The following is a 20,389-nucleotide window of genomic DNA, read 5'->3' as shown; positions in this document are numbered from 1 at the left end:
TTGCCGTAGCCCGAATATGAACACTCCCACTCCCACTGGTTTTCGTTGCGGCATGGTCGCGATCGTCGGCCGCCCCAACGTCGGCAAATCCACGCTGATGAACGCGCTGGTCGGCCAGAAAGTCAGTATCACGTCGCGCAAGGCGCAGACCACGCGCCATCGCATCACGGGCATTCATACGCTCGACGACGCGCAATACATTTTCGTCGACACGCCGGGTTTTCAGACCAAGCACAGCGGCGCGCTGAACCGGTCGCTCAATCGCGCGGTCACGTCCACGCTGACTTCGGTCGACGCGATCCTGTTCGTGATCGAAGCCGGCCGTTTCGGCCCGGACGATCAGAAGGTGCTCGACCTGATTCCGCCGTCGGTGCCCACGCTGCTGATCGCGAACAAGCTCGATCGCGTGTCGGATAAGGATTCGCTGTTCCCGTTCATGCAGCAGGTGAGCGCGCTGCACAAGTTCGCCGAGATCGTGCCGCTGTCGGCGAAAAATCTGGACGACATCAAACGTTTGATGGCGACCGTCAAGCCGTTCCTGCCGGAAGGCGCGCCGATCTACGGCGAAGACGACCTGACCGATCGCAGCGAGCGCTTCCTCGCCGCGGAAATCCTGCGCGAGAAAGTGTTCCGCTGGACCGGCGACGAGTTGCCGTACACGAGCACCGTGCTGATCGACAAGTTCGAAACCGAAGGGCGTCTGCGCCGCATTTTCGCGACCATCATGGTCGACCGCGACACGCATAAGGCGATGATCATCGGGCAGAAGGGCGCCAAGCTGAAACAGATCAGCACCGAAGCGCGCCTTGATATGGAAAAACTGTTCGACGGTCCGGTGTATCTGGAAACCTTCATCAAGGTGAAGAGCGGCTGGGCCGACAACGAAGCCGGACTTCGTGCGTATGGGTACGAATGACGCGTGGATGACGCTGAATTCCGACACCGACCCGGACGATTCGGAGCCGGCCGCGCCGGCACGCGATTTGTCCAAACCCGCGTCCAAACTGGCGCGTAGTACCAGAAAATCTTCATCGGCCAAAAGTGCTCAAGGCGCCGAAGGCGAGCCACGGAAAACGCCCACTCGCCGCGCGCCGCGCACCTCCGCGTCCGACTACCGGATCGCGGAGCAACCCGCCTTCGTTCTCCATAGCTATCCGTATCGCGAGACCAGTCTGATCATCGACGTGCTGTCGCGCGATCATGGCCGTCTCGCGCTCGTCGCGAAGGGCGCGAAGCGTCCGCACTCCGCGCTGCGCGGCGTGCTGCAGACGTTCCAGCCGCTCGCGCTGTCGTGGTCGGGCAAATCCGAAGTGCGCACGCTGACCGGCGCCGAGTGGGTCGGCGGCATGTTGCCGCTGGCCGGCGACGCGCTGCTATGCGGCTTCTACGTCAACGAACTGCTGGTCAAGTTCTGCGCGCGCGAAGACCCGCATCCGCAACTATTCCATCACTACGTCGTCACGATGACGCGTCTCGCGCACGACGAGCCGCCCGTGCAGGTGCTCCGTTCGTTCGAGCGCGTGCTGCTGCGCGAAACCGGTTACGCAATGGCGCTGGATCGCACGGTCGCGCGCAAAGCGGTGCTGGCCGATGGCCGTTATGTGTTCGACCCGGAGCGCGGCGTGCGCGAAGCCTCGGACGATCTGCCCGCGCTTTGGCCGGTGATCGCGGGTCAAACCTTGCTCGACATGGAGCAGGACGATTACCATCGAGCGCAGACGGTGGCGCAAAGCAAAACGCTGATGCGCTTTCTGCTCAACACTTACCTTGGCGGCACGCCGCTCGCGACGCGCCAGATCCTGATCGACTTGCAGAACTTATGAGCTTCTTTCTTACGTCGCCGAATGTGATTGACCTGGGCGTGAACATCGATCACGTCGCCACGCTGCGCAACGCGCGCGGCACGTCCTATCCCGATCCGATCCGCGCCGCGCTGATGGCCGAAGAGGCCGGCGCGGACGTCATCACCCTGCATCTGCGTGAAGACCGCCGGCATATCGTCGACGCCGACGTGCGCAAGCTGCGCCCGCTTCTGAAAACGCGCATGAATCTCGAATGCGCGGTCACGCAGGAAATGCTCGACATCGCCAGCGAAGTGCAGCCGCACGACGTGTGCCTCGTGCCGGAAAAGCGTCAGGAGCTGACGACGGAGGGGGGACTCGACGTCGCCGGCCAGTTCGAAGCCGTACGCGCCGCGTGCAAGCAACTCGCCGACGCGAACTCGCGCGTGTCGCTCTTCATCGATCCGGATGAAACGCAGATTCGCGCCGCGCACGAAGCCGGCGCGCCGGTGATCGAACTGCACACCGGACGTTACGCCGAGGCCCACGATCCCGCCGAACAGCAGCGCGAATTCGAGCGCGTCGTGCGCGCCGTCGAATTCGGCAGGACGCTCGGCATCAAGGTCAATGCGGGCCACGGCCTGCACTATACGAATGTCCAGCAGATCGCGGCGATCGAGGGCATCGACGAGCTGAATATCGGCCACGCGATCGTCGCGCACGCGATCTTCGCCGGCTGGGACAACGCGGTGCGCGAGATGAAGGCGATTATGGTCGCCGCGCGTCTCGGCGCGCGTTCGTAACGCGGCGGCTCGCGTATGGCGATCTACGGCATCGGCACGGACATCGTTCAGGTCAGCCGCGTGGCCGCGGTCATGACGCGCACCAACGGCCGCTTCGCCGAGAAAGTGCTCGGTCCGGACGAACTGCGCGTCTATCACGCGCGCCACACGCGTTCGGCGGCGCGCGGTCTCGCGTTTCTCGCCACGCGGTTCTCGGCGAAAGAAGCGTTTTCGAAAGCGATCGGCCTCGGCATGCACTGGCCGATGACCTGGCGCGCGCTGCAAACGCTCAACAAACCGAGCGGCGAGCCGATGGTGGTCGCGTCCGGTGAACTGGCCGAGTGGCTCGACGCGCGCGGCATCACTGCGCGCGTGACGATCAGCGACGAGCGCGACTACGCGGTCTCGTTCGTGATTGCCGAAACGGCGCAAACGGGCACGCCCGAAGTCGCCGAATAACATACTTTGAACGCGGCGCAGGCCGGCCGCGTTTCTCCTTGCTCCAGGCTTTTTCCAGCGGAAATCAATGAAAACCATTCCCGGACCGGTGATGCTCGACGTGGTCGGCAAAACGCTGAACGACGACGACAAGCGCCGCCTTGCCCACCCGATGACCGGCGGCGTGATCCTGTTCGCGCGCCACTACGAGAGCCGCGCGCAACTGATCGCGCTGACCGATTCGATCCGCGACATTCGCGACGATCTGCTGATCGCCGTCGATCACGAAGGCGGCCGCGTGCAACGCTTTCGCACCGACGGCTTCACGGTGCTGCCCGCAATGGGCAAGCTCGGCACGCTGTGGGACAGCGATGTGCTGCACGCCACCAAGGTGACGACGGCCGTCGGCTATATCCTTGCGACGGAACTGCGGGCATGCGGCATCGACATGAGCTTTACGCCGGTGCTCGATCTGAACTACGGACAATCGCAGGTAATCGGCGACCGCTCGTTCCACCGCGATCCGCGCGTGGTGGCGTTGCTCGCCAAGAGCCTGAACCACGGACTCGCCTTGGCCGGCATGAGCAATTGCGGCAAGCATTTCCCAGGACACGGTTTCGCCCACGCGGATTCGCATGTCGCCATGCCGGTCGACGACCGCTCGCTCGAAGAGATTCTGCGCGACGACGTGGCGCCGTACGACTGGCTCGGCCTGTCGTTAGGGTCGGTGATTCCGGCGCATGTGATCTATCCGCAGGTCGACTCGAAGCCAGCGGGTTTCTCGCGTGTCTGGCTGCAGGACATTCTGCGCAACAAGCTGCGCTTCGAAGGTGCGATTTTCAGCGACGATCTGTCGATGGAAGCCGCGCGCCAGGGCGGCACGCTGACCGAAGGCGCGAGCGCCGCGCTGCAGGCCGGCTGCGACATGGTGCTGATCTGCAATCAGCCGGACGAAGCGGAGAAGGTGCTGGATGCGCTGCGCTTCACGCCGTCGAAGGAATCGCAACGGCGCTTGCAACGCATGCGGCCGCGCGGCAAAGCGTTGAAGTGGAGCAAGCTGGTCGCCGATCCGCAATATCTGCAAGCGCAGGCGCTGTTGCGCAGCGCGTTTGCATAGGCGAACCGAACACCGGCCAAGCATCGCAAGAAAAACGGCGCCTTCAAATCTGAAGGCGCCGTTTTTTCGCGCGAGGCGAACTGCAAAAGATCGCCGCGGCTGTCAGTTCAAGCGCATACGTTGCAGCTTGTTGTATAGCGTCTTGGGACTGATGCCCAGCAGCGACGCCGCCCGGTGACGCGTGCCGCCGACCGCGTCGAGCGTCGCGCGAATCAGCATTTCCTCGACGTCAGCGAGCGGCGTGCCCACTGTGACCTGCACGCGGCTGCCGTTCAGATCGCGGCCGTTCGCCGAACCGGCTTCGTCGGCGCGCAACGACTCCAGCACGTCGCCGGACGCGTGATACGCGCGCCGCACGCGGTCCTGCAATTCACGCACATTGCCTGGCCATTCGTACGCGAGACATTCGCGCAGGAAATTCGGCGCAACCTGCTTGGCGGTCTCCGTGGTGCCGCGCGTCAGGCCTTCGTGATTCAACTCGTCGACGACCGCCTGGGCGATCAGCGCCGGATCTTCGCCGCGCTCACGCAGCGGCGGCAGCGTGACGGCCGCGGCTTCGAGGCGTAGCGCCAGGTCTTCGTGCAGGCTGCCGTCGGCTACCGCCGCACGCGGCGCTTTGCGCGTCGACGCGATCAGCCGGAAGTCCGTCACCACCTGATTCGTGCCGCCGACCCGCATGAAGGTCTGCGAATCGAGCGCGCGCAGCAACGCTTCCTGCTGGGCGCGCGGCAACTCGGCGATTTCCTCGATGAACAGCGTGCCGCCGCTCGCCTGTTCGAACAGGCCCGGTTCGCGCTGCTCGGCGCCGTTGAACGCGCCGCGTTCGTGACCGAACAGCAGGCTGTCGAGCGAGCGTTGCGCGCCCGCGCTATTCGCGCTCCGGCAGTCGAACGTGATGAACGGACCTTTGCGGCGCCGGCTCATGTCGTGCATCGTGCGCGCCGCGATCTGCTTGCCGGTGCCGGTTTCGCCGGAAATCAGCACGGCGGCTTCAGTCGGCGCGATATGTTCGATCGTGTCGTAGACGTGCTGGATCGCGCCGCTGCGGCCGAGCATCGAGCCGAAACGACCTAGTTGACGCAGCGACGCGCGCAGCGTCTGCACTTCCTCGGTCAGTTCGTACGGCCGCGGGATGCGCGCGAGCAGGCTGCGCAAACGGGGAATGTTGACCGGCTTGAGCAGGTAGTCCCAGATGCCGTGGCGCAAACCTTCGATCGCGCTTTCCACCGTCGCATTGCCGGTCATCACGATCACGGGCAGGGCGCCACCGGGCGGATGGGCGGGCAAGTGTTGCAGCAGGTCGAGCCCGCTGCCGTCCGGCAGATTCAGGTCGACCAGCACGACGTCGGGAATGAAGCGCGTCAACGCGGCCCGGGCCTCCGCGATCGTCGTCGCGGTATCGACGGAGAAACCGTCGGCTGCCAGGATGGCGGACAGGCCTGACAGGCTATTGGGATCGTCTTCAACAATCAGGGCGTGTGGCATGGCGAGCGCAATTTTTAGATGGATGGAATACCCGATGCGCTGCGCCGATACGTTGGCGCGCGGCACGGGCGCGATGCTGGCCGGTACTGTCGGTCGGATGCCGAGTCGGATCCGGTGCCGCGTGCGCAACCACGGCGTACGCGGTCGCGGTAAAGGCGCGGCCGGCTGACGTAGGTAGCTCGTCCGGTGCGCGCGCCAGGCGCGGCACCGGCAGAAAGGCGGCGATTCGACTCAAGCGGTTCGGTCCTTTGTGTTATTACCCGGCAATCGGTCATTACGTTTGTAAGCGAGGACCGGGCGCCTGTATTTCCTTCACTCGGGCTGTCAGAAATCCCGATTGCTGTCGAAGAAGCGCCGCACTTCGCGTTCCGCTTCTTCGCGCGTCTTGCCATAACGTTCCTGGATCAAACCGGCGAGCTTGTCAGCGCGGCCTTCGGCCTTGGTCAACTCGTCATCCGTCAGTTCACCCCATGCTGTCTTGGCCTTGCCAACCATTTGCTTCCACTTGCCTTCAGCGATGTCGTTGTTCATGCCGCATCTCCGGAGTTGAAGAAATAAAGCCGTACTGGCCTGTATCCAGAGGTAAGCATGGACCGTGCCACGACAATTTATATAAACTTATCAATGGTTTGTTGGACGGCATACGGGAAATTTGAGGCCAAGGTGTGGCAATTTGGCGAAGATTGCCGGTAAAGTTTTCCTTAACCATACACGGTGGCGCAAAAAAGAAAAAGCGCCCAAATTGGGCGCTTTTTTTGCCATTTTTTTCGCAGCGCCCCCGTTGGAGCGCTGGATTCAGGCGAGCAGGGCGCTTACGCGCGGCTGCGGTACTCGTGCGTACGCGTGTCGATTTCGATCTTGTCGCCGATGTTGCAGAAGAGCGGCACTTGCAGCTCGAAACCCGTGTTCAGCTTGGCGTTCTTCAACACCTTGCCCGACGACGTATCGCCCTTGACAGCCGGTTCCGTGTAGATGATTTCGCGGACCAGCGTAGTCGGCAGTTCGACCGAGATGGCTTTCTCGTTGTAGAACACGACTTCGCAAGCCATGCCGTCTTCGAGGTAGTGAAGGGCGTCGCCCATCATTTCGCCTTCGACTTCGAACTGGTTGTAGTCGGCGTCCATGAACACGTACATCGGGTCAGCGAAGTACGAGTACGTGACTTCCTTGCGTTCCAGCACGACGACGTCGAACTTGTCGTCGGCCTTGTACACGCTTTCCATGCCTGCGCCGGTCAGCAGGTTCTTGAACTTCATCTTGACAACGGCGGAGTTGCGGCCCGATTTGTTGTATTCGGCCTTTTGCACAACCATTGCGTCTGCGCCGATCATCACGACGTTGCCGGTGCGGAGTTCCTGTGCGGTCTTCATAAAACTGTCCTGTACGAATTAAGTAGCTTCAACTTGTGCTCAACGGCATACGGCGCAAGCGGCTTCGGCGCTTTGCCCGCCGCGCGCCGCACCGCCGAAGCGGCTCGGCGGGTCGCGAGCGGGTCAAGCGTGGCCGGCTTGCCGCGGGGCGCGGCGGGAGTGCCGCAAACGCGCGGTCTCAGCCACTCCCAGCAATCCGTTACCTGCTTTTTTACCCTGTGCGGGCGTGTACACGAGTGGCGCCGATTCGCAACATACGTCCCTTTTTGATATTTCCGGCATCAAGCTTTGACTTAGGAAATATCTCGCCTCTTTCGAGGCCAAGGTTGGCGCGCTGCCAAAAGCGAGTTGTTTTGGATTGCGCCGCTGCGATCGGGCCGCGCTTGCGTCGTCGGCCGTTGGATAACCGCTTATTTTAACTGAGTTTTTGCGAACAAGGCCAGATTTCCGGCGAGGTCGCCCACTTGAGCCAGTTCGCCGGCCCACGCCGCTGCGCGTTGCCTGAATGCCGGCAAGTAACGCTGGAATTGCGCCCAGTCCGGCCGGCCGGTGCCGTTCCAGGCGTGCCAGAAGCGCGCGAGCGCGTCGCGGGCGTCGGCGGGCAGGGTGCGCGCGTAGTGCGCGAGCGCGGCGTCGAGCTTCGGCAGATGGGCGTCGTCGGCTTGCGGGTAGATGTGCCAGACGAAGGGTTTGGCGGCCCACTGCGCGCGCACAAACGAATCCTCGCCGCGCACGAAATTGATGTCGCTCGCCCACAGCAGCGCGTCGTAGCCTGGTTGGTCGGTGAAGGCGAGGGCGTGCGCGCTGAGATTGCCGCGCACGCCATGCGAGCCGGCGCCGAACGCCGGGAGGTCGAAAAAGCGTGCTACCGCGCCTGAAATGCGGCCTTCGGGCACCAGCAGGACGACCGGCTCCGCGCTGTCGCGCCATTGTTCGAGCAGGCTGTCGACGGCGGGGTTTTCGTAGGCGAACAGCGAAACGACGGTGGCGGCGGCGGGCGGCGGCGCGTGGCCGGTGGCTTGCCGCCACCATGCTGCGCGCGCGCTGGGCGATGCTTCGAAATCCGCGCGCGCGCCGTCGAGATGCCGTTCCTTCAGCACGCCGCCGGTGCCGGGGCCGAGTCCGGGGAAAAAGAACGTCTTGGTCAACGGATAGCGCGGATGAGGCGACGGCCGCAGATGAAAATCCGCCACCCAATCCTCGGCGCTCAGGTATTCGAGGTTGAACCACACCGGCGTGCGCTCGCGCGCCGCCATTGCGGCGACATAGATGGGCGGCAGTTCGCAGCCGAACGCCTCGATCACGACGTCGGCGACTTCGAGCGTGTCGCCCGCATGGGCCGGCTCGTGCCAATGTTCGACGACGATGCCACCCACCGTCTGACGAGCGCGCTCCGGCGTCAGCGGCGGGCACAGCTTCTGGAACGCGTGCAGATCGTCGACGAACACGCGCACCTGCCAGCCGTGTTCACTCGCGAGTTGACGCGCGAGGCGCCAGCACACGCCGATGTCGCCGAAATTGTCGATCACCGCGCAGAAGATATCGCAGGCAATTGCCGTGGGTGTTCCGGCGGCTTGCTCGGATTGGGACGTAGCGGAAGACATGATGGCCTGGGTCGCGGATTCGGACGGATGGAAGGAGCGGGGCAGTGCGAGCGATCCGACGGCGTCGCACTTCGCCGCGGCATGACGAAGCTGCTGCCGAAGCGTGAGCCGATTCAAGCCAACAAGGCTCGGACGCTCGCGGAATGTTCTAAACTGGCGATTCTAAAGCACTCGTTCACGATTGCGCGCGCATGGCGTCCTGCGGTTCGCCACGGCGCGCGGCAACGGAGCAACGCTTCGCGAGACAGTCCCACCCGACCGATTCTGCATGACCGAACCCGAAGCAACCGACGCTTTCGAGCCGAAAAAAGTGCTCGCCCAACTGCCGCATCTGCCCGGCGTCTATCGCTATTACGATACTCACGGCGCGGTGCTTTACGTGGGCAAGGCGCGCGATCTGAAGAAGCGCGTCTCGAGCTACTTCACCAAGACGCTGCTGTCGCCACGCATCGCGATGATGGTGACGCGCATTGCGCGCATCGAAACGACTGTCACGCGCTCCGAGGCCGAAGCGCTGCTGCTCGAAAACAATCTGATCAAGGCGCTCGCGCCGCGCTACAACATTCTGTTTCGCGACGACAAGTCGTATCCCTATCTCAAACTGACCGGCCACAAGTTTCCGCGCATGGCGTATTACCGTGGCGCGGTGGATCGCAAGAATCAGTACTTCGGTCCGTTTCCGAGCGCGTGGGCAGTGCGCGAGAGCATCCAGATCCTGCAGCGCGTATTCCAGTTGCGCACCTGCGAAGACTCGGTGTTCAACAACCGCACGCGGCCTTGTCTGCTGCATCAGATTGGCCGTTGCACGGCGCCGTGCGTCGCGGCGATCAATGAAGAAGATTACGCGCGCGACGTCGCCAACGCCTCGCGCTTTCTGCTCGGCCGGCAAGGCGAGGTGATGAAGGAGCTCGAGCAGAAGATGCACGCGTTCGCGGGCGAGCTGAAGTTCGAGCAGGCCGCGGCGGTGCGCAACCAGATGAGTTCGCTGTCGACGGTGCTGCATCAGCAGGCGATTGAAGTCGGCAGCGATAGCGACGTGGATATTCTTGCGGTGGTCGCGCTAGGCGGCCGCGTGTGCGTGAATCTGGCGATGGTGCGCGGTGGCCGGCATCTGGGCGACAAGGCGTATTTCCCGGCGCATGTTGAAAGCGCGTTGACCGCAGACGAGGGCGGACTGCAAGAAGACGACACGGCGTTGGCCGATGTCGCGCTCGAGTCGAACCTGCTCGCGCAAGACGATGTCATCGACGATGAAACGGCAGCGTTGGCCGAAGCCGCCGACGCTCTCGCGATCGCGCAAGAGATGCCATCGGAGGACGAAGAGAACGAACAGGACGACGCCGCTGAAGAAGTCGACATAGCCGAAGAAGCCGGCTCCGAGCCCGCAAAGCCGCGCAAAGGCCGTGCTGCAACCGGCGGAATCGAAGCCGAAGTACTCGAAGCATTCATCGCCCAGCATTACCTGGGCAACCGCGTGCCGCCGGTGCTGGTGGTCAGCCACGCACCCGCCAACCGCGAACTGGTCGACGTGCTGATCGAACAAGCCGGCCACAAGGTCACGGTGCTGCGTCAGCCGCAAGGACAACGGCGCGCCTGGCTCGCGATGGCCGAACAGAACGCGCGGCTCGCGCTCGCGCGCCTGCTTTCGGAGCAGGGCTCGCAGCAAGCCCGCACGCGCGCGCTCACCGACACGCTCGGCATGGAGTGCGACGATCTCGCGCATTTACGTATCGAATGCTTCGACATCAGCCACACGATGGGCGAGGCGACCCAGGCGTCGTGCGTGGTGTATCACCATCACAAGATGCAGTCGTCGGAATACCGCCGCTACAACATCACCGGCATCACGCCCGGCGACGACTACGCCGCGATGCGCCAGGTGCTCACGCGCCGTTACGAGAAGATGGTCGAGCAAGCCGCCGCGAATGCCGCCGACGAAGCCGCCGAGTTGCAAAGCGATGCGGCCGCCGATCCGTCGCTCACGCCGGACGCCGCGGAGCCGGTCGCGGCCGGCGGCATCCTGCCCACCATCGTGCTGATCGACGGCGGCAAGGGCCAGGTCGAGATCGCGCGTCAGGTGTTCACGGAACTGGGTCTCGATACCGGCATGCTGGTCGGTGTCGCGAAGGGCGAAGGGCGCAAAGTCGGCCTCGAAACCCTGATTTTCGCCGACGGCCGCGCGCCACTCGAACTCGGCAAGGAAAGCGCCGCGCTCATGCTGGTCGCGCAGATCCGCGACGAAGCGCACCGCTTCGCCATCACCGGCATGCGCGCGAAGCGCGCCAAGACGCGCCAGACCTCGCGGCTCGAAGAACTCGAAGGCGTGGGCGCGAAGCGGCGTCAACGGCTGCTCGCGCGCTTTGGCGGACTGCGTGGCGTGGTTGCGGCCAGTGTCGAGGATCTGGCGAGCGTCGAAGGCATTTCACAGGCGCTCGCGGAGCAGATTTACCGGCAATTGCACTGATTGCGGCGGCCGCGGCCGGCCGCTCAACCGCTGTCGAGCAGCGCCGCGGCGGCGCGCACGGCAAGCCCTGCGCGCCGCTTTGCTTGTGGCAGGCCTTATGACACGGCACAATTGCATCTCCCTTGCCAGACGCTGCGCCTGCCCATGCCGTTTAATTTCCCGATTTTCCTGACCTGGCTGCGGATCGTCCTGATCCCGCTCGTCGTCGGTGTGTTCTATTTGCCCGACATGATGATGAGCCCCGCGCACCGCAATCTGGCGGCCGCGACCATCTTCATTCTGGCGGCGCTGACCGACTGGTTCGACGGTTATCTGGCGCGCAAGTGGAATCAGACCTCGGCATTCGGCGCGTTCCTCGATCCGGTCGCCGACAAGCTGATGGTCACCGCCGCGTTGCTGGTGCTGGTGCAACTCACGCGAATCGATTCGGCGATTGCGCTCGTGATCGTCGGGCGCGAGATCGCGATCTCGGCGTTGCGCGAATGGATGGCGCAGATCGGCGCGTCGAAGAGCGTTGCGGTGAATTCGCTCGGCAAGTTCAAGACCGTTTGCCAGATGGTGGCGATTCCCATGTTGCTGTTCTACGGCCCGCTGCAGTTCGGCGGCGGCGTGGTGGTCGACACGCGCGTGTGGGGCCTGTGGCTCATCTATCTGGCCGCGTTCCTGACGATCTGGTCAATGCTCTACTACATGAAGCTCGCGTGGCCGCAGATCCGCGAACGGGGCGGCGTGGCCTGAGGTTTCGTCGTGGTGAAGGGCGCTTTGAGCGTGTCCGAACTTTGCTGTCGCGTGAGTGAAATCTATTCAGTAAAAGAGATTCGCAAAAGGGGTTGACACGTTTCAGTCGTTTCTCCATAATCTCGTTTCTCCGATGCGCGCAGTTCGAAACGTCGGCGGCAGTAAGAGAGTAGTTGCGGTAACAAGGCAGCAGATAGCACGGCAAAAGCAGCACAATGCGGGAGTAGCTCAGTTGGTAGAGCGCAACCTTGCCAAGGTTGAGGTCGCGAGTTCGAGCCTCGTCTCCCGCTCCAAATTTTTAAAGCGGCGCATTGTTTGGCAAGTAGAAATGCAGTGCGTTGTGAAGCAGTTCAATGCGGGAGTAGCTCAGTTGGTAGAGCGCAACCTTGCCAAGGTTGAGGTCGCGAGTTCGAGCCTCGTCTCCCGCTCCATACATAAGGGGAAGCAGCGCTTCCCTTTTTGTTTGGTGGCCCGGTTCTACCGGTTGTCCGCCCAACAAAATCTGCGAATCTGTTGCTAGGTTCCAGTCCGCTTGCGGCGCGATAGCAAAGCGGTTATGCAGCGGCCTGCAAAGCCGTTTAGGCCGGTTCGACTCCGGCTCGCGCCTCCAGTAGTTGATGTAAAGAAAAGCCCCGACTCGTCGGGGCTTTTCTTTTTTCGACGTCGGTTTCGCCGGCGAAGCGGATGGGGCAGTGGCGCGGTTGCTGGTTTCGTTGCAGGGCCGCAGGGTAGCCAGAGTATATTGCGCACTTGCGATCATCAGCGCTTCGAATGGGCGCGAACGGGACTGTGCAACAGCTTCGAACGCCGGCATCAATGCTTATTTACCAATTGCTTTGCGCGCACTTTCACTTTCGTTTTATTGTCTTTCAAACGTGTCTAGCGAATCGTTTAACACACGGAACGATGCAGTGAGTGCATTCAGCAATTGTCATTAATGTAGAGTGTGCAATACCTATTCTCGCGTTCGTAAGCATTGCTTGTCATCGGTGAAATCGTCGGCGCGGACTGGAGTCGTGAGCGCAATGTGATGGCGCGGAAGTGGTGGTCAACCGGCAGCTCGCTTTCCTCTTGTCGTCCGGCAAACCTGGAATATCGACTACACGGAACTGCATCGGAACAAGTTGAATGCTTCGCGCGGAATGAAGGCATCGCATCTGAATACGCAGCGGCCGATTTTTCTGGGAAGTAAAGCCCCATCGTCCGGGGCTTTATGTTTATATGGGCTGATTCTCGGCGTTGCCGCTATCGTGGCAGGTGCCGTGGCAGATGCGGCGCACAATTCACTCTGCCCGCGGTCGATCAACTGTCGGCGCGTCTAATTCCTGCGTCATTGCCCGTCCACACCGAGGCTGCATGTACCTACAACTCACCGGCACTCAAGTTCGCCTGCTCGGTTCGATGCATCTGTTTCCGGCGACGAGCCGCAGAACGCCGCCGTGGATCGCCGAGGCCTATGACTGGGCCGAAGCGCTCGTCTTCGAGTCCGATCCGCCGACGATCCTGCCGTTTCTCAAGGCCGATCAACCAGACAGCGCGCAGCAACTGCAGCCCTTTCTCTCCGCCGACGCGTGGCGGCAACTCCAGTCAACGTGGCCCGTCGATGGACCTTTGGCGCCACTCGCCGATCTGCGTCCGTGGGCTGCGCTGATCGTCGCACCGACGTTGTTCCAGCAGGTCGTCGAAGGTGTCGAGCTGCGCATGCTGCGCTCCGCGATCACGCAGGCCAAACCCTATCGGTATCTCGAGACCGCGGACGAGGTAGCGGCGGCGCTCGAATCGATTCCGCTAGAGGCGGTCGGCGCGGCGCTTGGCCTGCTGATGGCCGATCTTGACGAACCGCAGCGCACGCTCGAGCGCATGCACGCGGCCTGGCTGGATGGCGATCTGCCCGCCGTGCACCGGATCGCCATCGAGTCGCCAATGTTCAATCTGCCGGGCATCCGGCATGCGATTCTCGACGCGCGCAATCGCGCATGGGCGGCGCGCTTGACGGAGTTGCTCACGCGGCCGGAGCGCACGTTGGTGGTGGTCGGCGCGCTGCATCTGTGTGGCCCCGGTAATCTGATCGACTGCCTCGCGCGGCCCGTCGAACCGGTCTTTGCCAACCCATAGCAAAGCCGTCTCCGCGCGCGCGTGGCAGTCCGATGCGGCGTGCATCAGTGAGGATCGGGCGCGGATCCGACGCGCACGCAATCGGCGGGAATTCTCGCGCCGAGGTTTTGCCCCAAGGTAAAGCACACAGCTATACACTACCCGCCCACCACTTCGGCCAAGCCGGTCGCCCAAGGGAATACCACATGCATGTCCCACCGACGCCCACTAACGAAAGCGCCCGTCTCGGCACCCTGCGTGCGCTGCATATTCTCGATACGTTGCCCGAAGAGCGCTTCGATCGTCTGACCCGGCTCGCCAAGCGGCTCTTCGGTGTGCTCATCGCGCTCGTGAGTCTCGTCGACGCGGACCGTCAATGGTTCAAGTCGTGCGTCGGCCTGAAGGCGAGCGAGAGCTCGCGCGACGTATCGTTCTGCGCGCACGCGATCCTCGGCGACGAAATCCTGATGGTGCCCGACACACTCGCGGACGAGCGCTTTCACGACAATCCGCTCGTCACGGACAACCCGAGTATCCGCTTCTACGCCGGCTGTCCGTTGACGGTGCCCAACGGCAGCAAGCTCGGCACGCTCTGCCTGATCGACACCAAGCCGCGCGGCTTCGACGAAGAAGAACGCGAACTCCTGCGCGATCTGGCGCGCATGGCCGAGCAGGAATTGGCGGCGGTCCAGTTGGCCACGCTCGACGACCTGACGCTGCTGTCGAACCGGCGCGGTTTCGAGGCGCTCGCGCAACATGCGCTGAACGTTTGCAAGCGGATGCACAAACCGGCGTCGCTGCTGTTCTTCGACCTGAACGATTTCAAGCAGATCAACGATACGCTCGGCCACGCGGAAGGCGATCGCGCGCTGAAGACCTTCGCCGACGTCTTGCGTACCGCGCTGCGTGAAAGCGACGTGATCGGGCGGCTTGGCGGCGACGAGTTCGTCGTGCTGCTCACCGATTCGGACAGCGGCGCCACGCAGGAAGTGACGCAGCGTCTCACGCAGATGCTCGACGCGCGCAATGCCGAAGCGCAGCGTGGCTATCACATCCGCTATAGCGTCGGGCAGATTCAATACGATTGCGCCCGGCATCAATCGATTGCCGAACTGCTGGCGGCCGCCGACGCCGCGATGTACAGCCACAAACAGGCGTCGAAGGCGCGCGCTGCGCATCGCAACTGAGCGCGGCACGGCGGCGAATCCGTCACGCGCGGCATAATCACTCATTGCCGCTTGAAGTGCGGCGCGACTCTTTCTCTAGAACGTTGTCATGACTGAACCGCAGCAAACCGCCGCCACACGGCTGGCGCAACTCGACTGGCGCTGGAAATCCTTTCACGATCTCACGGGCGTCGAGGTCTATACGATGCTGGGCGCACGCGCCGCGGTGTTCGTCGTCGAGCAGAACTGCCTGTACGGCGATATCGATGGGCTCGATATGGATGCATGGCATCTGCTGGCGTACGGAGCGGATGAACGACGCCCGGCGCTCGCGGGCTATCTGCGCGTGCTGCTGCCCGATGCGGACGACCCCGATATCCGCATCGGCCGCGTGCTCACGACCGCCGGATTCCGCGGCATCGGTCTGGGCAACGCGATGCTCGAGCGGTCGCTGACGCATATTCGCGCGCAGTGGCCCGGTACGCCGATTCGCTTGCATGCGCAGGCGCATCTGCAAGGTTTCTATGGTGCGTTTGGCTTCGCGCCGGTTTCGGAGATTCACGAAGAAGACGGCATTCCGCATGTGTGGATGCGGTCGGCCTGAAGCGGCTACAGCCAGCTGAGCCCGGCGCGGGCGCGCCCGGGTTGTCAATCGAATCGCAGGCTCAGCGCTGGCCGCGCGCCGGCGCCGAAGCCGCGGGTGCTGGCGTCTGCGTGGCTTTCGCGCGCCGTTCGCTACGCAGACGTCCGCGCGCCGACAGCCGCATCCAGTGACGCAAGGCGAGCAGCGCGCCAATCACGCTCATCATCGAACCCGGAATCCACAGTAACAGCCCGCCGATCTGCTGATCGCGCATCGGGCTCAACCACGTGAACGCGCGGCCGCAGATCGAGTAGATCGGATACAGCTCGTGCGGCGTAAAGAAGATGAACGCGCCGAGAATGATCTGCGGCGGAATCGCGGCGATCACGACCAGCACGCGCTTGCCCGGCGACAAACGCGCGGGCGGCGCGGGACGCGGATCGAGTACGAGCCACCAGAACAGCAGGCCGTCGATCACCATGCTCCAGTTCATCACGCGATAAAGCCGCCAGTCGAGCATCGCCACGAAATGAATCGGTGACATCAGCCAGAAGTAGATCAGCCCGACGAACAACGTGACCGCGACCACCGGATGCATCACCACGTCGAGCAGTTTGCGCACCGCCTGCGTTTCCAGCGCGGGCCGCACGAAGCGCTGCCGCCAGCTGAACGGAATACCCGCGCGCAACGCGGCGCCCGGATACGACAGCGCGATAAAGAACGGCCCGAGGTGATGCAGCACCAGATGCTGCGCGCGATGCATGAAGAACTCATGCTCGAAGAAATAATCGAGCCGCGTATGCAGCGCGACGTATAACGCCACCAGCCCGAACCAGAAGGAGAGGCGCCGCGCGACCGACACCTTCGCTTTACGCGCGCCACGCACGAACAGGATCGCGGGCACCAGCAGCGCAATCACGACCGTCGGCGAAAACTCCCAGGGATCGAGCCAGTAGAGCAGATTCATCGCGGCACGTTGCCTGGTTACTTGGTTTGCGCCGGCGACTTGACGGCGAACGGCGTGTCGAGCGTTTCGCCGTCGGAGAATTTGAGCGTGAGATGCACGGTGTCGCCCGGCGCGACCTTGTGCTTCGCGTCTTCCAGCATCACGTGATAGCCGCCGGGCGCGATCGCGACCTGGCCGTGCGCGGGCACCGTCAGCTTGTCGACCATCACCATCTTCTGCGACGAACCGTTCGACACGGTCTGATGCAGCATCGCGTCGCCGTAGTCATTGCTGGAGATATCGACGAGATCGACCGGTTTGTCGCTCGCGTTGACGAGGGTCGCATAGCCGGCGGCGGGCAGGTTGTTGGGCAGCCAGCGAACCCACGCGTCCTTGACGCTGATCGCATTGGCGCCCGCCGCTTGCGCGGTCGATGCGGCACCGAACGAAAGGGCGAGGGCACAACTCAGTGCAGCGAACGTTTTGATCTTGATCGACATGGTTGAACTCGGGAAAGGTCAGGAACGGTCATCGATGATGCGGCGCAGGTCCTGCGCGATCGCATCGGGTGTGTCGTGATCGGTGGCCAGCAGGCGCGCGTGGCCCTGGCTGTCGAACACGTAGACGGCGGAACTATGGGTGACTTCGTAGTTGCCGCTGGGGTCGCGCTTTTCCATCTGATAGGCAACGCGGTAACGCTTGGCGAGCGACTCGATCTGCCAGTCGGTGCCGGTCAGCCCTTCGGCATGTTGCGAATCGAAGGCGCCGACGTAATCGTGCAAGGCCTGGGCCGTGTCGCGCGCGGGATCGACGGTGATGAACAGGATGCGCACCTTCTGCGCGTCGGGGCCGAGCTTGCCGAGCACCTGCATCAGGCGGCCCATCGTTTCAGGACAGACGTCCGGGCAATGCGTGTAGCCGAAATAGACGAGCGAGACGCGGCCCTTGAACGAATCGCCGGTGACGGGTTTGCCGTCGTCGCCGGTCAGCTTGAAGTCGAGATCCGGCAGATGGCCGGTTACATTGGTCAACTGCCAGGTATCCGTGCGATGCGTGCAGCCGGCGAGCGCCGTCAGTGCGCCCAGCATCAGCGTCAGTGCAAACAGACGCGCGGACCGCGGCCTGCGCGAAACTGCGAAGTGCGGTTGCGAGTGCCGGGATGAGAAGATCGGGAACAAAGCAGGGTTCGGTTACTCGATTGAATTGCGGCGCCGCTCGATGCGCATGCTGCGCTTGCGCGATCATAGTGTGCAAATATGGTCGTAACGGCGATGTTTCGCGTGGCTGCGACTTTAGCGCAAATTCGCGGAAGACGTCGCGCAGCGCCCACGGGCGCGCGGTTTGCGAGGCAATTTGACGCAGGCGGCTGAAAGCCGGTTGAAGTCGGATTGTTCTCATTTTGAACGCAATCGCCGCCGAGGCTCCCCTGCGGCGCCCGGCTGGGCTTGTGCCGAGCCTTACTTTCTCGAAAAATTGATGGATGCGCGGTAAGATGCGCACACTTTTCCGGCCGCAGAAGGCTGAAAGGCAAAACTAACCGATGCAAGCACTTCCGGCTGTTCTGTCTCCAAGCGAGACGGCATTTTTCTTCGATTTCGACGGCACGCTCGTCGAACTGGCTCCCACGCCGGACGGCGTGCTGGTGCAACCTCGCGTGATCGATTTGCTGAGCGAACTGCGCAGCTTGACGAACGGTGCGGTCGCGGTCGTCTCGGGCCGCGGTATCGACAGCATCGACAGTTTTCTCAACATGCCCGATCTGCCGATCGCCGGCCTGCACGGCGCCGAACGGCGCGACGCGAACGGCGACACGCAGCGCATCGGCTTCCACGACGAGCGGCTGCTGCGCATGGAGCAGGTGCTCGCGCAGGTGGTCAACGAGAACGCGGGCATGCTGCTCGAGATCAAGGGCGCGGCGGTCGCGCTGCATTACCGCAATGCACCGGACCGCGAGCCGGTGGCGCGCGAGGCGACCGAGCGGCTGGTGGCCGATTATGCCGGCTCCTACGTGCTGCAGCCGGGCAAGATGGTCTACGAAATCAAACCTAAAGATGTCGACAAAGGCCGCGCGTTGCGCGCGTTCCTCGACGAGCCGCCTTTTGTCGGCCGCAAGCCGGTCTTCGCCGGCGACGATCTGACCGACGAGAAAGGCTTCGCTGTCGTCAACGAACGCGGCGGCGTGTCGATCAAGGTCGGTCCGGGCGAGACGCTGGCGCATACGCGTATCGACTCGGTGTCGGGTCTGCTCGACTGGCTGGCATCGATCGTCGCGGCGGCGCGCGCCGCATGATGGCCGCGCCGCATCGCCCAAAGCCAACCACGCACTGCATCGGGAATCGCGCTTCATGAGCCGACTGATCATCGTATCGAACCGGGTTGCGCCGATCTCGGAGGGCGGCCCGGCGGCGGGTGGTCTGGCGGTCGGGGTGTACGACGCGCTGAAGGAAACCGGCGGCATGTGGTTCGGCTGGAGCGGCGACGTGCTCAGCTCGGGCCAGCCGCAGATCAAGGTCGAGGAGCGCGGCCCGGTGACCTTCGCGACCATCGCGCTGATGCGCCGCGATTACGATCAGTACTATCGTGGCTTCTCGAACGCCACGCTGTGGCCCGCGTTCCACTACCGCGCCGATCTGGTGCAGTACGACCGGCACGACTTCGAGGGCTACTGTCGCGTCAATGCGTGGCTCGCGCAACAGCTCGTGCCGCTGCTGCGCGAAGACGACGTGATCTGGGTCCACGACTATCATCTGATTCCGTTTGCGCAGGCGCTGCGCGCGGCGGGCGTGAAGAACCGCATCGGTTTTTTCCTGCATATTCCGTTTCCGGCTTCGCAGGTGTTGCTGGCGGTGCCGCCGCATCGCGAGCTCGTCGAAGCGCTGTGTTCGTTCGATCTGCTCGGCTTCCAGACAGCGCCGGATCTGCGCGCGTTTTGCGACTACGTCGTCAACGAGGCGGACGGCTCGGTCGACGCATCGGCGGAAGGCCCGCTGACGATCCACGCGTTCGGCCGCACGCTGCGCGCGGCGGCGTACCCGATCGGCGTCTATCCGGACGAGATCGCCGAACTCGCGAAAGCCGGCGAGCGCGGCAAACCGGTGCGCACCATGAAGGCGACGCTGCATTCGCGCAAGCTGATCATGAGCGTCGACCGGCTCGATTATTCGAAGGGACTGGTCGAGCGGTTTCGCGCCTTCGAGCGTCTGCTCGAACACGCGACCGCGCAACGCAACAAGGTGTCGTTCCTGCAGATCGCGCCGCCAACGCGCGCCGACATGCACGCGTATCAGGACATCCGCTTGCAGCTGGAAGGCGAGTCGGGGCGCATCAACGGGCGCTTCGCCGAACTGGACTGGACGCCGATTCTCTACATCCACAAGCAGTACGAGCGCTCGGTGCTGGCCGCGCTATTCCGCACCGCGCACGTCGGCTATGTGACGCCGTTGCGCGACGGCATGAACCTCGTCGCCAAGGAATATGTGTCGGCGCAGGATCCGAACAATCCCGGCGTGCTCGTGCTGTCGCGCTTTGCCGGCGCCGCGCAGGAACTGGACGGCGCGCTGATCGTCAATCCGGTCGATATCGACGGCATGGCCGAGGCGCTCGCGCGGGCGCTCGACATGCCGCTGGCGGAGCGCCAGGCGCGTCATCGCGACATGATGGTGCAGCTGCGCGAGAACAATGTGTCGGTGTGGCGCGACAACTTCATGCGCGATTTGCAGGGCGTCGCTGGTGCAAAGAGCAGCCGAAGTGGGAAGGCGCGCGCGGTGTCGGGGAAAAAGGCAGCGCGCGAGACTGATGCGGGGTAGGCCGAGGTCGGCTCT

General features: G+C 63.4%; 19 protein-coding genes and 3 tRNA genes. 15 read left to right on the top strand and 7 right to left on the bottom strand.

The features are described 5' to 3' along the window. The first annotated feature begins 16 nt into the window (after window positions 1–16). The 5 genes from era (at window position 17) to nagZ (ending at window position 4,118) form a co-directional block, all read left to right on the top strand. Entirely contained in the window at window positions 17–916 is a 900-nt protein-coding gene (gene era / locus ACFSNN_RS24260) for a GTPase Era (protein WP_134458243.1), read from the top strand. Beyond that, window positions 903–1,823: a DNA repair protein RecO gene (recO, locus tag ACFSNN_RS24255; protein WP_134458245.1), complete on the top strand. Its 921-nt coding sequence runs from the start codon at window positions 903–905 to the stop codon at window positions 1,821–1,823. The genes era and recO overlap by 14 nt, the downstream gene beginning before the upstream one ends. Then, complete coding sequence (pdxJ, locus tag ACFSNN_RS24250; RefSeq protein ID WP_134458247.1) at window positions 1,820–2,584, top strand: pyridoxine 5'-phosphate synthase; 765 nt, start codon at window positions 1,820–1,822, stop codon at window positions 2,582–2,584. Before recO ends, pdxJ begins: the two co-directional genes overlap by 4 nt. 15 nt (window positions 2,585–2,599) lie before the next feature. Further along, window positions 2,600–3,022 carry a holo-ACP synthase gene (gene acpS / locus ACFSNN_RS24245; protein ID WP_134458249.1) on the top strand — a complete coding sequence of 141 codons (423 nt, stop codon included), beginning with the start codon at window positions 2,600–2,602 and terminating at the stop codon, window positions 3,020–3,022. 67 nt (window positions 3,023–3,089) lie between these two features. Further along, window positions 3,090–4,118 carry a beta-N-acetylhexosaminidase gene (nagZ, locus tag ACFSNN_RS24240; protein ID WP_134458251.1) on the top strand — a complete coding sequence of 343 codons (1,029 nt, stop codon included), beginning with the start codon at window positions 3,090–3,092 and terminating at the stop codon, window positions 4,116–4,118. A gap of 102 nt (window positions 4,119–4,220) precedes the next feature. Here nagZ and ACFSNN_RS24235 read toward each other — a convergent pair whose 3' ends face one another. From ACFSNN_RS24235 to earP, 4 genes are all read right to left on the bottom strand, one after another. Continuing rightward, window positions 4,221–5,603 carry a sigma-54-dependent transcriptional regulator gene (locus ACFSNN_RS24235; RefSeq protein WP_134458253.1) on the bottom strand — a complete coding sequence of 461 codons (1,383 nt, stop codon included), beginning with the start codon at window positions 5,601–5,603 and terminating at the stop codon, window positions 4,221–4,223. Between the two features lie 324 nt (window positions 5,604–5,927). Beyond that, a complete protein-coding gene (locus tag ACFSNN_RS24230; protein ID WP_012433871.1) occupies window positions 5,928–6,134 on the bottom strand; it encodes a CsbD family protein in 207 nt (68 codons plus the stop codon). Between the two features lie 281 nt (window positions 6,135–6,415). Next, a complete protein-coding gene (gene efp / locus ACFSNN_RS24225) occupies window positions 6,416–6,973 on the bottom strand; it encodes an elongation factor P (RefSeq protein ID WP_012433870.1) in 558 nt (185 codons plus the stop codon). Window positions 6,974–7,383: 410 nt separating this feature from the next. Beyond that, window positions 7,384–8,577 (bottom strand): elongation factor P maturation arginine rhamnosyltransferase EarP, encoded by a 1,194-nt coding sequence (earP, locus tag ACFSNN_RS24220; protein ID WP_134458255.1) that lies wholly within the window; start codon window positions 8,575–8,577, stop codon window positions 7,384–7,386. A gap of 268 nt (window positions 8,578–8,845) precedes the next feature. Between earP and uvrC the strand changes: the two genes are divergently transcribed. The 8 genes from uvrC to ACFSNN_RS24180 all read left to right on the top strand — a co-directional run bounded on the left by uvrC (window position 8,846) and on the right by ACFSNN_RS24180 (window position 15,643). Then, the gene (uvrC, locus tag ACFSNN_RS24215) at window positions 8,846–11,041 is read left to right on the top strand and encodes an excinuclease ABC subunit UvrC (protein WP_134458257.1); all 2,196 of its coding nucleotides are present in this window, start codon (window positions 8,846–8,848) and stop codon (window positions 11,039–11,041) included. 144 nt (window positions 11,042–11,185) lie between these two features. Then, window positions 11,186–11,779 carry a CDP-diacylglycerol--glycerol-3-phosphate 3-phosphatidyltransferase gene (gene pgsA, locus ACFSNN_RS24210; RefSeq protein WP_134458259.1) on the top strand — a complete coding sequence of 198 codons (594 nt, stop codon included), beginning with the start codon at window positions 11,186–11,188 and terminating at the stop codon, window positions 11,777–11,779. 217 nt (window positions 11,780–11,996) lie between these two features. Then, window positions 11,997–12,072: transfer RNA gene (locus ACFSNN_RS24205), tRNA-Gly, on the top strand. A 62-nt stretch (window positions 12,073–12,134) separates the two neighbouring features. Further along, window positions 12,135–12,210, top strand: a tRNA-Gly gene (locus tag ACFSNN_RS24200). Between the two features lie 105 nt (window positions 12,211–12,315). Next, window positions 12,316–12,389, top strand: a tRNA-Cys gene (locus ACFSNN_RS24195). A 746-nt stretch (window positions 12,390–13,135) separates the two neighbouring features. Then, the gene (locus ACFSNN_RS24190; RefSeq protein ID WP_134458261.1) at window positions 13,136–13,894 is read left to right on the top strand and encodes a TraB/GumN family protein; all 759 of its coding nucleotides are present in this window, start codon (window positions 13,136–13,138) and stop codon (window positions 13,892–13,894) included. A gap of 185 nt (window positions 13,895–14,079) precedes the next feature. Then, the gene (locus tag ACFSNN_RS24185; RefSeq protein ID WP_134458262.1) at window positions 14,080–15,060 is read left to right on the top strand and encodes a sensor domain-containing diguanylate cyclase; all 981 of its coding nucleotides are present in this window, start codon (window positions 14,080–14,082) and stop codon (window positions 15,058–15,060) included. 88 nt (window positions 15,061–15,148) lie between these two features. Next, on the top strand, window positions 15,149–15,643 hold the full coding sequence (locus ACFSNN_RS24180) for a GNAT family N-acetyltransferase (RefSeq protein ID WP_134458264.1): 495 nt from the start codon (window positions 15,149–15,151) through the stop codon (window positions 15,641–15,643). Between the two features lie 61 nt (window positions 15,644–15,704). On the opposite strand, the gene ACFSNN_RS24175 is transcribed toward ACFSNN_RS24180, so the two are convergent. Genes ACFSNN_RS24175 through ACFSNN_RS24165 form a run of 3 tightly spaced genes read right to left on the bottom strand, consistent with a single transcriptional unit; the run spans window position 15,705 to window position 17,656 of the window. Continuing rightward, the gene (locus ACFSNN_RS24175; RefSeq protein WP_134458266.1) at window positions 15,705–16,589 is read right to left on the bottom strand and encodes a cytochrome c oxidase assembly protein; all 885 of its coding nucleotides are present in this window, start codon (window positions 16,587–16,589) and stop codon (window positions 15,705–15,707) included. 17 nt (window positions 16,590–16,606) lie between these two features. Next, window positions 16,607–17,068 carry a copper chaperone PCu(A)C gene (locus ACFSNN_RS24170; protein WP_012433862.1) on the bottom strand — a complete coding sequence of 154 codons (462 nt, stop codon included), beginning with the start codon at window positions 17,066–17,068 and terminating at the stop codon, window positions 16,607–16,609. An 18-nt stretch (window positions 17,069–17,086) separates the two neighbouring features. Continuing rightward, a complete protein-coding gene (locus tag ACFSNN_RS24165) occupies window positions 17,087–17,656 on the bottom strand; it encodes an SCO family protein (protein WP_134458268.1) in 570 nt (189 codons plus the stop codon). Window positions 17,657–18,108: 452 nt separating this feature from the next. Between ACFSNN_RS24165 and otsB the strand changes: the two genes are divergently transcribed. Both otsB and otsA read left to right on the top strand, forming a co-directional pair. After that, window positions 18,109–18,858 carry a trehalose-phosphatase gene (gene otsB, locus ACFSNN_RS24160; RefSeq protein ID WP_012433860.1) on the top strand — a complete coding sequence of 250 codons (750 nt, stop codon included), beginning with the start codon at window positions 18,109–18,111 and terminating at the stop codon, window positions 18,856–18,858. Window positions 18,859–18,913: 55 nt separating this feature from the next. After that, the gene (gene otsA, locus ACFSNN_RS24155) at window positions 18,914–20,374 is read left to right on the top strand and encodes an alpha,alpha-trehalose-phosphate synthase (UDP-forming) (RefSeq protein WP_134458270.1); all 1,461 of its coding nucleotides are present in this window, start codon (window positions 18,914–18,916) and stop codon (window positions 20,372–20,374) included. The last annotated feature ends 15 nt before the right edge of the window (window positions 20,375–20,389 follow it).

This window comes from Paraburkholderia dipogonis, assembly GCF_042680985.1.
Lineage (GTDB): Bacteria > Pseudomonadota > Gammaproteobacteria > Burkholderiales > Burkholderiaceae > Paraburkholderia > Paraburkholderia phytofirmans.
The sequence above is the reverse complement of the archived record's forward strand: the minus strand, read 5'-3'. Positions and strand labels throughout refer to the sequence as shown.

What these genes read in the sequence shown, in the direction of transcription:
- era (WP_134458243.1), top strand. Translation starts at nt 17, where the DNA reads ATGAACACTCCCACTCCCACTGGTTTTCGTTGCGGCATGGTCGCGATC.
- ACFSNN_RS24230 (WP_012433871.1), bottom strand. Translation starts at nt 6,134, where the DNA reads ATGAACAACGACATCGCTGAAGGCAAGTGGAAGCAAATGGTTGGCAAG.
- acpS (WP_134458249.1), top strand. Translation starts at nt 2,600, where the DNA reads ATGGCGATCTACGGCATCGGCACGGACATCGTTCAGGTCAGCCGCGTG.
- earP (WP_134458255.1), bottom strand. Translation starts at nt 8,577, where the DNA reads ATGTCTTCCGCTACGTCCCAATCCGAGCAAGCCGCCGGAACACCCACG.
- ACFSNN_RS24185 (WP_134458262.1), top strand. Translation starts at nt 14,080, where the DNA reads ATGCATGTCCCACCGACGCCCACTAACGAAAGCGCCCGTCTCGGCACC.
- ACFSNN_RS24190 (WP_134458261.1), top strand. Translation starts at nt 13,136, where the DNA reads ATGTACCTACAACTCACCGGCACTCAAGTTCGCCTGCTCGGTTCGATG.
- pgsA (WP_134458259.1), top strand. Translation starts at nt 11,186, where the DNA reads ATGCCGTTTAATTTCCCGATTTTCCTGACCTGGCTGCGGATCGTCCTG.
- ACFSNN_RS24180 (WP_134458264.1), top strand. Translation starts at nt 15,149, where the DNA reads ATGACTGAACCGCAGCAAACCGCCGCCACACGGCTGGCGCAACTCGAC.
- ACFSNN_RS24170 (WP_012433862.1), bottom strand. Translation starts at nt 17,068, where the DNA reads ATGTCGATCAAGATCAAAACGTTCGCTGCACTGAGTTGTGCCCTCGCC.
- otsA (WP_134458270.1), top strand. Translation starts at nt 18,914, where the DNA reads ATGAGCCGACTGATCATCGTATCGAACCGGGTTGCGCCGATCTCGGAG.
- ACFSNN_RS24165 (WP_134458268.1), bottom strand. Translation starts at nt 17,656, where the DNA reads ATGCTGGGCGCACTGACGGCGCTCGCCGGCTGCACGCATCGCACGGAT.
- recO (WP_134458245.1), top strand. Translation starts at nt 903, where the DNA reads ATGGGTACGAATGACGCGTGGATGACGCTGAATTCCGACACCGACCCG.
- ACFSNN_RS24235 (WP_134458253.1), bottom strand. Translation starts at nt 5,603, where the DNA reads ATGCCACACGCCCTGATTGTTGAAGACGATCCCAATAGCCTGTCAGGC.
- pdxJ (WP_134458247.1), top strand. Translation starts at nt 1,820, where the DNA reads ATGAGCTTCTTTCTTACGTCGCCGAATGTGATTGACCTGGGCGTGAAC.
- uvrC (WP_134458257.1), top strand. Translation starts at nt 8,846, where the DNA reads ATGACCGAACCCGAAGCAACCGACGCTTTCGAGCCGAAAAAAGTGCTC.
- ACFSNN_RS24175 (WP_134458266.1), bottom strand. Translation starts at nt 16,589, where the DNA reads ATGAATCTGCTCTACTGGCTCGATCCCTGGGAGTTTTCGCCGACGGTC.
- otsB (WP_012433860.1), top strand. Translation starts at nt 18,109, where the DNA reads ATGCAAGCACTTCCGGCTGTTCTGTCTCCAAGCGAGACGGCATTTTTC.
- nagZ (WP_134458251.1), top strand. Translation starts at nt 3,090, where the DNA reads ATGAAAACCATTCCCGGACCGGTGATGCTCGACGTGGTCGGCAAAACG.
- efp (WP_012433870.1), bottom strand. Translation starts at nt 6,973, where the DNA reads ATGAAGACCGCACAGGAACTCCGCACCGGCAACGTCGTGATGATCGGC.